Annotated in this window: 2 protein-coding genes; both read right to left on the bottom strand. The window is 56.9% G+C overall.

Features of this window, described 5'->3' with window-relative positions; all coding sequences use genetic code 11:
- Positions 1-2: 2 nt before the first annotated feature.
- A complete protein-coding gene (locus KGP26_RS28045) occupies positions 3-11,876 on the bottom strand; it encodes a hemagglutinin repeat-containing protein (RefSeq protein ID WP_223664849.1) in 11,874 nt (3,957 codons plus the stop codon).
- A gap of 22 nt (positions 11,877-11,898) precedes the next feature.
- Positions 11,899-13,569: a ShlB/FhaC/HecB family hemolysin secretion/activation protein gene (locus tag KGP26_RS28050; protein WP_059199306.1), complete on the bottom strand. Its 1,671-nt coding sequence runs from the start codon at positions 13,567-13,569 to the stop codon at positions 11,899-11,901.
- Between the last annotated feature and the right edge of the window lie 302 nt (positions 13,570-13,871).

The following is a 13,871-nucleotide window of genomic DNA, read 5'->3' on the forward strand; positions in this document are numbered from 1 at the left end:
CCTTACTTAATTCGAATTGGCTTTCCTGACTGGTCGATAACGATAACCTTATCTAATCCTTTGATTGGCCAATCACTAAATTGTTTTTGCAAATCACTAACGCTTGCTTTTGTATCTGCCAAGTTGATAACAACATTATTCGTTTGGCCACTATTCACTTTTTCTAAAGCTCGGTCATAAATATTACGAACTGAGTTTGTGCTAGGGGCAATATTATCGAACACCTCACCATTGATTTTATAGTCTGGATTTTTAACTCCTGGTGTTACAGGGTTCTGCTCAACATGATAGCCATTTTGAGACAGGATCGCTGCCCCCTCATTTTCTCGTTGCAATGAACGTATATTTTCTGCTGAAGCATTTGGTGGCAGTTTAGTTGGTTGGCCGCTTAAAGAACCTGTTGTACCTTTTCCTGCATTCTTAGCGGCATTCGCCACAACAGCTTCAGCTTTCGCCGCCGCCGCCTCTGCGGCCGTTTTACCAACCCCAATAGCTCCCGCTGCACCTACACCACCAGGTGTAATTCCTTCTGCTACTTGCAACCCCGCGTTATTCAGACAGATTGCCGGTGCCGCTTTACAACCTTCCAGCGCTGCTTTGGCTGCCGCCACTATTTCCGGTGTTGCTCCTATTATCAGTGCACCGCCAGCCACTCCAGCAACACCTGCTGACACCACCAGATTTCCTTCAGCAACGCCTTTCGCAATGCCGGTCTTACAGGCCGTATCACAACCTGGGGTGTTGCCCAGCCAGAACCCAAGATCTGAGCCTGTACTCAGCGCATTATTCTCCACTACTGTCTTACCGGTCTGAGCCCCAGCTACAACATCAGCCGTGCTGTCACCTATCAGACCACCAGCCAGCCCTGCTGCCAACGTAGCCAACGCTGAGACGGTCTGTTTTTCCGACTCACTCAGTTCACTAACTGGCTTGCCATAGGCATTCACCGCGATCATGCCGAGCAGTTCCCCGGTCACAGCACCACCCGCGCCAACCAACGCGTTGTTCTCCTGTGCTGCCGCTAGAGCCGCATTAACTGCGGCATGAGCCAGAGTGCGGGCTGTTGGATCATTCGGCAACGAATCTGCGATCAGTTTAGTGATATACGGTGCGGCACCGTTAGCCAGTGCGGCCGCCATATCTCCGCCAGCTAAACCTTGAACCGCTGCCGTGGCCGCCTGTATCGCACGTTGTACCTGACCGCCCGTACCAAATCCCGATTCATTGAACGCTTTATCATAAGCAGTCTGGTAAACCTGCTTGCTGATATCTTCAGAAGTCGGTTCCTTGCCAGGGTTGGCTTTCTTCCATTGGGCTTCTGCGGCGGCGAGCTCTTCAGGCTTAACATCCTTCATCTTCTCGTTCGCCGCCTTGGTCGCAGCAATCTGCCCCTGCGTACGCGCAATATCCGCTGCCTGCCCACCAATCTCACCAATCAGCTGCGCTTCTTTAAGTCGGTTCTGCTCCTTCTCCTTATCGAAGATCGGCCCGATGCTGCCGTTGGCATTGTCCGTATCCCGGCTCAGGTCGGCGATATCCTGCTGCTGGTTGGCCTGGTCACGAATCACCACGCTACCGCCCGACACCGCCGCCTGGGTGGTGCCTTCTGCATGCCCTTTATTACCCAGACCAGACAGCGCGATACCGCCCAAATTGGCCAACAGGTCTGAACCTACCGGGCCACCGCTGCTCAGGCTCCCGCCTTGATGCTCGGCCTTGAAGTCTGCCTGATTGTGGATATCGCTAAAGCCCAGCGTGCCGGTATCCAGTCGATTTTTATCAGCATCTGCCGTACTGGCAATCACCGCGCCATCAAGCTGGGTATGCTCACCCACCTTAACATCGAAACCGCCCTTGCCTGCAAACAGGCCCGTCTGCTCCTGCACGCTGTCGTAATTACTGTGCAGTTTGTCACGGCTCATGCTCAGATTAGCAGACCCACCACTGCCGATAACTGCAACACTGACGCCACCGCTGATACTGGTCTGCTTCGCGTCGTAGTTATCGCTGTCCTGCTGGCTTTGCAGCGTCAGGTTACGCCCTGCATCCACTTTTACCGTTTCGCCGCTCGCCTGCGCACCGGCCAATGTGGTATCCCGGCCACTGTGCATCGAGAGTGTACCGCCACTGTCGACGGTGGTTTCGCTCCAGAACGTGCCGTCGCCGTGCTCGTTGCCCTGGCTCTTGTTACCATTGGCAAACACGCTCAAGCCACTGCTCGGCCCACTCACACCCAGGCTGACGCCAATACTGCCACCGCTGCTGCTGTTAGTGCCGTCGGTTTTTTGCGTGTTGGCCGCACCAAGCAATTGTAAATCACGGGCCGCATCTAGCGTGGTATCGCCACCCGCTTTTAACTGGCTGCCTGCGATCAGGATATCGCCGCTGTCGGCGGAATGCCCCTTGCCGGTCGCACTGACCGTCAGGTTGTTGCCCGCATTCAGCGTCGAACCGCTGACGGTTTTCTGTTCCTGATGCTGCTGTGAGGACGATTTTTGTGAGCCTAGTGATGCGCTGATGCCCACCATGCTCTTCGCATCGCCCCCTTGTGCCTGCACCAACTGCCCCGCTTGCACGGCCTGAGCACCCGACAAGGCCGCTTTAGTCCCCTGCAAGGCGGCCAGGCGACCATCGGTCTCTTTTTGTGCCTGCTGCGCCGTGGTGACGGCAGTGTTGACCGCACTGCCGACCGGGCCGGACAACGCCACAGTAAGACCACTTTGCTTCTGCTCGAAGGTTTCATCCCGGCGGTAAATATCCTGCCCCGGATCGATCTGCACACTGTCCCCCGTCACCGACAGGTTCTTGTTCGCAATCAGATCCGCACCGCCAATGTGTGCCTTGCCGCCCGCAACGATATTCACATCGCCACCGGTCGAGCCGATAGTGCTGACACTCTGGCTCTGCGTGGTACCGTCTTCGTTCACCTGATGGCGAGAGCTTGAGCTACCAATCGTCACCCCGATACCGCCGGTGCCCATCAGTCCGCTCTTTTTCTTCTCATCCAACCGATAGCTGGACTGCTCTTCCGTCGCTGCCACGATCTCGACGTTGTTACCTGCTTGCAGGTTTACTTTGCCGTCACCGACAACCGAAGACCCCTTCACCGTCAGATCGTTACCCGCAGACAGCGACACGTTATCGCCGCTCAGCAGCGTGCCTTTTTCCTGCGTGGCGTAATCTTCCCGCACCGTATGGGTGGTGGTCTTCGACAGGAACCCTTTCTTGGTCTTGGTTTCTTCGAAGAAGGAGTAGTCGCTTTCGGTGGCGCTGTTAAGCGTCAGATCGCGTCCAGCACTTACCTCCACATCACCACTAGCCTGCACCTGTGCCGCATTCAAGGTGGCATCTCGATCGGCGCGAATGGTGGTGTTGCCCCCGCTGGCGATCTCCGTTCCTTGCTGGCGGATGGACTCATCTACCTGCTGGCGTTTACCTTCCTTGCTCTCGCGGTATTCGCTGGTTTGCTGGGTGTTGAGGTTCACGTCACGCCCGGCGTTCAGGTTGACGTTGTTGTCTGCCACCATCGCTGCGGCCTGCGAGTTCACATCCCGGCCTGCATCCAGCGTTAAATCGCCGCCGCTGGTGAGGGTGGTGCGCGTGGCATCGTTACTGCGCTGTTCGGTGCCGTTATCTTTCTGCCGGGTGCTCGCTTCCTGCGTTTGCAGGTTGATATCGCGCCCAGCCATCACGGTGGTATCAGTCTGGCTGCCAACCTGGCTGGCCTTCACGTTGACATCACGGCCTGCATCGACCGTCAGCGGCCCACCAGCGCTAATTTCGCTGCCCTGGCTGCTGTGAGTTTCGCTCTCTCTTACGTTCCGCCAGCTCTGATATTTATCGGCGCTGTAGGTGGTGTTGGCCAGGACGTTGATATCGCCTCCCGCCAGCAAGTCCATCGCACCACCGGAAGTCAATTTGGCTCCCAGGATATCGATGTTGTTGCCAGCGCTCAGGCTCAAGCTGTCCAAGGCCTGGATGGTGCCGATATCGCCGATTTCCGTGCGTGACAGCGACAGGCTTTGTGGCATCCAGCCCCCCAGAGAACCCTGGGTATTCCACTGATTCGTCAGCGTCTGGTTGATGATGCTGCCATCAAGGCTTTCCAACTGTACCGTTTTGCCGCTGATGATTGAGCCGATATTGTTGATATCGCCAATCGCGCTCAGTTGCAGGTTGCCACCCGCATTGAGCAGGCCAGCATTGAGATTGCTGATGCTGTTCTGGCTATCGAGCGTCAGCGCGTTCTGTGCGGTCAGCGTGCTGCCGCTGTTGGTGATATTACCGGCGGTGAGCGAGACGTTTTTCCCGGCAATCACGCTGCCGTTATTGATAGTCACATCTTTTGGTGACAGGTAGAGCTTCGGCACCATCACCGTCTGGCCATTGATGCTGGTCGCTTCCCACCACAAGATGCTGTGATCCAAAGAGGCGATCTGCTGCGCCGTCAACGAAACCCCAAACTTCAGCCCCAGAGACTGTTGTGCCCTGGCGGCGTTGTCCATCAGGGTTTGCATCTGCTCCAGGTCTGAACCTATCCCGTTCAGATAACGGCTGCCCGTCTGATTCAGCATGGCATTGCTGACGTAACGGGTATCAAAGGCCGCATCCCCCAGGAAACGGTAGTCGTAATCCGGGTGGAGGTTCAGGCGGTCAAGGAAATAGGAAGAGCCAATAAATTTGTCTTCCACCGTGAACTGTTCGTTGGTTTCACGCGGGCTCTGGCCTGGTTTGATCCCCAGCAATGCATAGAGTTCGCCAAACAGGCTCGGATCGAGTTGCCCCAGCCCGTTAAGTTTCGGGTTGGTGGTGATCAGATACGGGCTGTCCGGATCGGTAGACGCTACAAAATAGCCATTCTCGCCCGTAGGCAGAGGATACGCACTGGTATCGACCGTTTTACCTTGATACTGGTTTAAGGCCTTACCATCCGTGCCGATCAGGTCCTTCCCATCGGTGGTGGTGTTTTGTAACTTGGCTCCATCACCCAGATTGGCGTTACCCTGGTCACCTTCGCTGTATTTTCCTAACCCGGTGAGCTCAGGCGTAACGTTATCCAGGCCGCTGCCCCCGTTAATCTGTTGCAGGGCATTTTGCAGGCTGTCTTGCCATTCAGGCGAATTGACCGCCGCCTTATCACCGGCTGACAACGCCTGTTTCTCTACGGCACCGCCGATAGTCTGTTGGCTCAGGGTACTGAGAGTAGGCGTAGCAAGGGTGTTGCTTACTCCACCCGCGTTAGCCAAGGTGTTGGTATTACTGATGTCATTAGCAAAGTTTGCCGAGACGTTACCGCCAGCCTGAATAACGGCGCGGTAGATTTCACCTTCTCCACGTTCATAGCGTACCTCGCCCGTCGCCGTGTAGACGATGTAGTTGGATGTAATCTCCCCTTTAGAAACGCTGGTTTCTGGTACCGGAACTGTGCTCAGGCCATAACCATACTGATACGTTTGATAGCGGGTTTCACTGCCCGAGAACCAGGATTGGTTATTCAGGTTACTCCCTGAAAGATAGGCATTGTTGTTGGCCAAAATATTGCTGGCCTGATTGTCCAGTTGGCCGGCATAAAGGCTGAGATCGCGCCCGGCCGCGATACGGGCTGCGCCACCGTTTGCCGTGACGGTGACCATCGAAACGCCAGAGGCAAACTCCTTAATCCGTTGATTAAGATAAGGCGTTGGCGTTGAACTGTAATACCTTGTCGGAGACGCTCCGTGGCCAGGGCTGCCGCCGCCGGATTCCCAAGACTTGATGACATAGCCGTAGTCGCCTTTGTTGAAGAAGGTTAACGGGATTTTGGCCTCAAAATCTGTCACCCAGGAATACTGCGGTGCGCTACTTTCAGAGCTAACCACACTCAGCCCATCACGCTGATTCAGCAAATGGGCGGTGTTAATGGTGAGATCACCATTTTGTGTCTCAATGGTGCCAGAGCTGTTCACCACCTCAGCGTTAGCATTGCCCGCCATATCACGCTGCATCCACAGGCTGTTGCCCGCCAGGATGTCACCGCGCAGGTTTTTGATGCTGTTGGCCAGCAAGTACAGGTTGTTACCGGCATACAGCAAGGCAGTGTTAATCAGGCTGCCAGCCGCATTCAGCGTCATCGAGCCCAACGTGCCGGTAAACCCGTCAACGGTGATATCGCTCTGGCTGTTCAGGGTTACGTCGCCCCCTGATTGCAGGGTTCCGGCCGCGTTCATGGCAATGGAGCTGCCACTGAGAGTACTGGCCCCACTTCCGCCGGTGATTTGCCCGTTGTTGGTCAAGATGCCGTACGCCGTGAGGTTGACGCTCTGCCCCTGCAGAGTGCCCTGGTTGGTCAACGCCCCTTGGCTGTTAAGGTTCAGGCTCTGGCCTGCGGCAATCACGTTCTGGTTGGTAAAGGCGTTCACCAGTTGCAGCGTCAGGTTGCCCAACGCCACGACCTGGCCACGTTGGTCAAAATCGCCACTGCTCAGCAGTAAATCGCCCCCGCTGAACATTTTCCCTGTCTCTTGAAGCGCCACCTGACTGGCATTGATGCCAAGCCCGGAGGTGCCAAGCAGCGTGCCACCGTTAGTCAGTTGCTGGGTATTCAACGCCAGGTTGCTTCCCTGGATCGTGCCCTGATTGTTCAGGCTACCTGCGGTCAACGTTCCCTGCCGTTCTGCCAGCAAGGTACCGCTGTTGTCCAACGCATCCGCATTCAGTAACAGGGAGCCTGCCTGCAACCAACCGGTGTTGGTAAATTGCGAGCCATAGAGTGACAGATCGGAGCCAGCAAGCAGGCTACCGTCATTACGCCCTGATATCGTCCCCTCAAACCGGGTGTCAGCACCGCTTTGCATCAGGCCGCTGTTGACCCAGTACGGCGAGGTAATGGTGAGTGCGTTCTGGCTGAGAAGGGTACCCGTAGCGTTATTGGTCAATCCACCGGTAAGGTTCAGCGTTAGACCTGTTTCACCTTGCACACGACCGCTGTTGGTTAGCGTACCGCTGTTAACCCACACGCCGTTCCCCTGGATACGCCCAAGGTTGGTGACCGAGGCCGCATCCAGTTTCAAGTCCCCCGCCGTCAGCAGGGTTTTATCTTGCTGCTGGGTGAAATCTCCGGTCAGCGCGACCGTCAGGCCGTCAACGCCGCTGATTTCGCCCTGATTATTCAGGGTGTCAGCGCGTAGGGTGAGATGTTTTGCCAGCCACTGCCCGGCGTTGGTCAACGACTGTGCCTGTAATACAGTTGCACCATTGGCGGTAATTTTGCTGCCAGCCGTCGAATTCAGTGCCCCAGACAGAGCCATTTGCAGCGCATCCGCACTCTGGATTGCGCCACTGTTATTCAACGTCTGAGCATTCAGCAGGATCTGTTGTCCCTGCCAGCGGCCGTCATTGGTCACCGTACTGCCATTCACAGAAAGCGTTCCCTGCGTCAGAAGTGAGCCCTGGCTGCGGTTCACCAGCGTCAACAACGGGACGGAGAATGCCTGAATGCCTAACGTCAGCGACTGCAGGCCGATCAGCGTACCGGCGTTATTCACCAAGTTCTGCGTCAGGTTGAGGATGTTACCCTGTACGGCACCTTGGTTGTTCAACGTAGCGCCCGCCAAAGACAGACTTCCGTCGCTCAGGACGGCACCGTCATTGGTCAGCGTCTGCGCCTGTATTTCGCTGTTACCTTTGCTAAGCAGTGACCCTTCATTCACCAGTTCATCGGTGACGTTGACGGCCAGAGAATCGCTCCCCAGCAGGCTGCCACTGTTCATCCAGCTAGTGGCCGTGACGTGGGTTTGTCCACCCTGAACCAGCCCATCTGAGGTCAGTTGCCCGGCATTCAGCGACAACGCGCCCCCAGCCAACGTACGGCTTGACGTACCCAGCGTCAGCACATCACCGTGGGCATTCAACCACTCGCTACCTTGCCATAATCCCGTGTTATTCAGCGTGGCGGCATCCAGCGTCAACCGGTTGGCCACCAGCTTGCCGCTGTTGGTCAGATAGTCGCCGCTCAGGTTCAGCGTCCCCAGGCTGCCCATCTGCCCGCTGTTTTGCAGCGTGTTAGCCACGGTGCCAGTCAGGCCCGCAACCGCGTTTATCGATCCGCTGTTATCCAGGCTATCGACGCCAAAGGTCAGGCTATTCCCCTGCCAGGATCCGGCGTTGGTGACTGCGCCACCTTTGATTGCCAGCTCCCCCCCGCTCAGCAGTTGTGCACCGGCCAGCACGTTCAGCTCGGTACTGTTCAGAGTCAGCCCGGCATTGCCCTGCATGATCCCGCTGTGAGTCACGGTGCCACTGTCTACCGCCAGCGTATTACCCGCCAACACCCCGGCATTGTTCACCGATTGGCTGCGGAAGGTGGCATTTTCACGGGCCACCAGTTGGCCGCCTTGTTGGTTTACCAAGGCACCCTGCACATTCAGGTTCAGGTTGTTCGCCAGGATGCTGCCCTGGTTGGTGAACTGCTGGCCGATGAGAGACAAATCATCGTTCACCTGCAATAGGCCAGCGTTGTCCAGTTGATCGAGCGCCAGCTCCAGCGCACCGCCGCTGACCAGCTTCCCGCTGGCAAGGTTACTGATAGTGGGGATAGCCAGTTGCAGATGGCTGTTGCCCTGTAGCAGGCCGCTGTTGGTCAGCAGCGGTGCGGTCAATACCACCTTATCTGCCGCCAGGGTGCCCTGGTTCAGAATATGGGCCGCCGTGAGGTCAAACCGATCCTGGCTCAGTAACAGGCCACTGTTGAGCATGTCACCGGTCAGGTCTGCCGTCAGGCGATCTTGCGCCTGGGCACTGCCACTGTTCTGCCAGGTCTGGGCTTTCACCGCCAGTTGTTGCCCCTGCAGAGCGCCCTGATTGAGCAACTGCTGGCCTTCAAGGCGTAACGCCCCGCTAGATAACATCTGGCCGGTGGCTGTGTTATTGAGATGAGTGCCGGAAAGTTGCAGGGACTGGCTACCCTGCACCAGCCCCTTGTTGATAACGTCGCCCACGACGGAGAGCACGGTGGCCGCCAGCCATCCCGCGTTGTCCACTGAGCCCGCAGAGACAGTCATCCCTTGCTGGCCGAGGATCTTCCCTTGGTTGGTCAACGTATTGGCGACTGTCAGGCTCGCCGTTTGTTCACTCAGCGCATTGCCGTTGTTAAGCCACTCTTGGGTGGACAGATCCAGTGTCTGGCCCTGAAGCAATCCGCTATTGGTCAGCGAATCTGCCCGTATTGTCAGTGCTCCGCCACTAAGTAAAACACCACCGAGCTGGTTATCTAACGTGGAGGTGCCGATATTCAGCTGACGGCTGCCTTGCAGAGTCCCCGTATTGAACAGGGCCGTGGTATCCAAGGTCAGCGTCGTCGCGGCCAGCAGGCCGTCATTACTGAACTGAGGGGTGGCCAGCGCCAGCGAACCAGTCACGTTGACGGAGCCGTTTTGCTGGTTGCTGAACTCTTTGGCCAGTGACAAGACCATCATAGCCGCCTGCATCGTCCCGGCGTTGGTCAAGGTGTCTGCAATCAGGTTTAGCGAACCGCCGGTGAGTACACGCCCACGGTTGGTGACTTCCGTAGCCTTGATAGCCAGGGCGCTGTCGCCCTGCAACGTGCCGCTATTGGCGATGCTGTTGGTGTTCAGGGTCAGTTGATCGGCAGCCAGTTGCCCGGCATTGGACAACGCCATACCGTTCAGTGACAGCTTATCTTTCGCCAGCAGTAAACCGCTCTGCTGGTTATCGATCCGCTGGGTTTTGGCCGTCAGGTTCACGGCATTGATTTCACCGCTGTTGAGCAGTTGATCGCCACTGAGCACCAAATCCCGATCGGTGGTGATCAGTCCGGCGTTTTTCAGCGTCGGGATGGCCAGTGACAGGGCATTGGCCGTATACACGGTGCCGCCCTTCTGGTTGTCCATCAGGCGGGCGATAAGATCCAGGGTCTGGCTGCCTTGTAGCAAGCCGCTGTTGGTCAGCGTCTGGCTGTTGATCTTCAAGACAGGAGCGACCAGCGTACCCTGGTTGGTCAGGGTGTCCGCCTTCAGGGCCAGGGTTGCGGCATGGCTTTTACCACTGTGCAGCAGTGAGCCAGCCTCTACCGTTAATGCCCCTTTCGCCGTTTGGGTTCCCGCCAGCGTGGCTTGTTGGGCCTGGAGGGTGAGATTGCCCCCGCTTTGTATCTGGGCACCCGGCTGCGTGTTCAACGTCGTGCCATGCCAGGCCAGATCGCCACCCGCATTCCATTCCCCGCCTAACGTGGCGTTACCCGCGTTAACCGTGATCTTGCCTTGGCTGGTGGTGAGGGAATCTGCCGCCGTGCTCAGCGTATCGCTGTTGAGGGTTAACCCCGTCGCGCCAGAGAGCAGGCCGTTCTGCTGCAGCGTTCCAGCCCACAGCGTCATGCTGTCGTCACTCAGCAACTCGCCGTAGCGGCCATTTCGCAACGTATCGCTGACGGTAAGATCGGCTTTGCCTTTGGCACTCAAGGTGCCGTCTTGATCCAACGTCTGGCTGGTAAGGACCAGCGCCCCTCCACCCAGTATCTTGCCACTGTTGGTGAGAGACTGACCGCTCAACGACAGGTTGCCCTGGCTCTGAACTGTTCCACTATTCGCCAAGTTGGAAAGGGTGCTTTGTATCGCCCCATTGGCCGCCAGCGTGCCGCTGTTGACCAAGCTGGCACCGCTGAGGGTCAGGTTTTGCCCGGCAGTCACTTGCCCCTGCGTCATGCCGCTATTGAACAATGTCATGTCGACATGGCGGGCTGCATCAATCTGGCTGGAACTGTCCACCCGCGCGTCACGAGCCCGCAGGGTGACATCGTTGCCAGCGGTCAGCTTGCCGCTGCTCATCTGCAACGTACCGCCGCTGGTGAGAGCGATATTCTGGTCGCTAACCAGTGTTCCTCCCTGTTGAGTGAGGTCCCCCTGGCTGTTTAACGTGATGGACTGGCTGGCCTTGTGGTCGCCCGACATGCTGATACTTTGCCCTGTCGCCGTTAATGCACCGCCTTGCGCCAGCGAATTATTGAGCGTCAATTTACCGTTGGCATCCAGGGTGATATCCCCGGCACGGGCATTGAGGTTACCGAGGTTGACGCCGACGCCTTTGTCGCTGGAAACCAGATGGATACGGTTGGCATACATGCCCCCCAGCGCACCGGTATCGACCGCCACTTTTGGCGTTTCGCCTTGGCCCGCGATCGGGGTCGCATTACCCTGCGCATCCACACGGTTGGCACCCAACGTAATGGTGGCATCCTGGGCATACAGCTGTGCGTTGATCTCAGTGGCACGGGCAATCAGGGCAAATTTCCCGCTCTGGCTGGCATCTAGCCCTTTGCCCTGAATGCTGATGGCCCCTTGCGTCACTTCCAGCGCTTGCAGTTTGCCGTCTGGCCCTAACACCGGTTTACCGGTCGTCAGCGTCGCATTCGGGGTGTTGATGAAGCCGCAGCCGTCGCAGGTGATACCGTAAGGGTTGGCAACCATCACGTTGGCCTGCTTGCCCGCCACTTCCAGATAACCTTGCAGTTGGGAGCGGTTCGGGGCGACAACCTCGTTAATGATGCCTTGGGCTTCCTGCCCGGCTTTCAGGTTGGGGTTGTTCTGGATCAGGCCGCCAAGCTGGGTCTGATTGAGCTGCCCGGTGGCGTTGTTGAGGATCAGCCCCTCTTTGCCCACGTTGAATTCATTGTATTTATTATGGGAAATGCCCGCCTGATTAGGCGTAGCGATATTGACCACCGGCACGCCATTGCCAGCCTGATCGAGCCGGGTATTCCCTTCGGCGACGTTAACACCGTTCGCCAAGGCGGGCAGCAACGGCTGCCAGGCCAACAGGCTGCACAGGGTATAGCTCAACCAACGTTGGCTGGCATGAATGGGCCGATCGTCTTTTTGCGTCATCCTTGAAACCTTTCCCTGTAAATTAAAGAACGATGTTAATACGGTAGTAAATCGACACCCGATCCGGCTCTAACCAACTCGGATGCGCCAGCGGCCAGCCCACGGTAAATTGGCTGCTGAAATAGCGGTTACGGCTTCCCAGCCCCACCGCGCCGCCCCACAACGTGCCGGAAGCGTAGGCGTCCACGGAGTCGTGGCGCAGATAACCGCCATCTACGGCAGCCAATACGGAAATATCCCCCAGATACGGCAGGCTGAACGGCGACCAGTTGACCTCGTTACGCCAGTAGCCACCTTTGTCGCCGGAGAGATACTGTTCCTTGAAGCCACGCACCGAACTTTCACCGCCGAGGGTCAGGCGCTCGCTGCCGTAAAGGCGATCGGGCGTCCACTGGCCGTACAGGCTGGTGAGGTAGTTCCAGTTCTGCGCCAACGGCAAGTAATAGCTGCCGGAGAGTGTGTATTTATTAAACTCCGCCTTGGGAGCCTCGCTGGCTTTACCGCTGTCATCTTCCGCGCCTAACCAAGGTACGCCACGGCTGTAGGAGGGGTTGAGCGTGGCAAAACCGCCCCACAGTTTTTGGCTATGGCTCACGCCCAGAGATACGCTGGTCAGTTTACGGCTGCTGCTGTCCAGCCGGGTGTCATTCAGATAGTTGCGGTTGATACGATGGGTCAGGCCCAGCGCCAGGCCGGTTTTCATGTCACTGTTACGGAACAATACGCGCGAAACGTTGAAGCGATGGGTCTGGCTGTCGCCGGTGGATCGCCAGTCAAAGCCCTGATTGTCGATCGTCGAGAGGTAGTCGCTGTAGGAGTAGTTGTAATCCATCAGCCAGTAGCCATAAGGCAGGCTGACACCAGCCTGGACGCTGCGGGCGTCGTGATCGTTGGCGAAATCGCTGCTGCGCGCGCCGGTCACAAACCACTGATCCGCCAGCCCCAGCAGGTTATTGCCGGTCAATGAGCCGTTGATCTGTCCGGTGCCGGTACTTTTCTGCCCGCTGTTGTCAAAACCCAGCCCCAGCATCACCGGGAACTCGGGCTTGGCAGTCAAATTGACCACCGAATAGCCCGGTTGGCTGCCGGGCAGGATTTCAATCTGCACCGGTTGCTGGCGCAGGCGGTTGATCTGCTCCATGCCCTGTTCGATATCGCGCAGGTTCAGGATGTTGCCCACCAGGCCAGGGAACGCCATCTTCAGCATTCGGTCATCCCGTTGGTCCAGCAAGATCTTTTCCAACTGCCCTTCCAGCACCAGCAGCTTCAACTCCCCATGGGACAGGTCTTGCTCGGTCAGAAAAGCGCGGCTGGTGATATAGCCCCGTTCGATATACCAATCGGAAACCTGCTGCACCAGGGTGTTGATCTGGGCCAGATTCAGGCAGCGTTGCAGATAGGGTTGCGTCAAGGCTTGCCGCGCACGGGCGGGCAGATGGCTGGCACCTTCAAGGCGAATGGTCGTAATGGTGAAGCACGGCCCGCCGGGGGCTGTGGCTGCTGGCGTTTGTGGCAGCACCGGCGTCAGGCTGCGTTGCAATTCCTGACGTTGTTGTTGGTTTTGCTGCAACAATTCACGTTGTTGCTGTTGGATAGTATCTCGATCCGCCGGGCTGAGCATATTGGCGCCAACAGCCGAACTGAGAGAAAGAAACAATAAGGATACTGCCAACCGCTGAGCTACTGAGTCCATTCAGATAAACCGCCTTAATGATTTTGCGGCATTCTAGCGACATAATTCGGCATCAGACAAGCAAGAGATCGTGACTTTACGGGACTTCGAGGCATCTGAATTGGCATAAATCTCAGAGTGAGGCGGGGTAAATGTTCTGAAATTGTTTTAATCCATTCACATTATTTGCTGCATGCAAATTAAACAGTCAATTATGCTAAATAAACACAGATTTTTCTGGTTGAAAAAATAATCGGCAACAGTGTCCATTTTCTACGACAGATTAAGCTATCAATTAAGCCCTACCGTTAAGTGGGCGCATG

This window comes from Serratia sp. JSRIV002 (genome assembly GCF_019968725.1).
In the GTDB taxonomy this organism is placed as follows: domain Bacteria; phylum Pseudomonadota; class Gammaproteobacteria; order Enterobacterales; family Enterobacteriaceae; genus Chania; species Chania fonticola_B.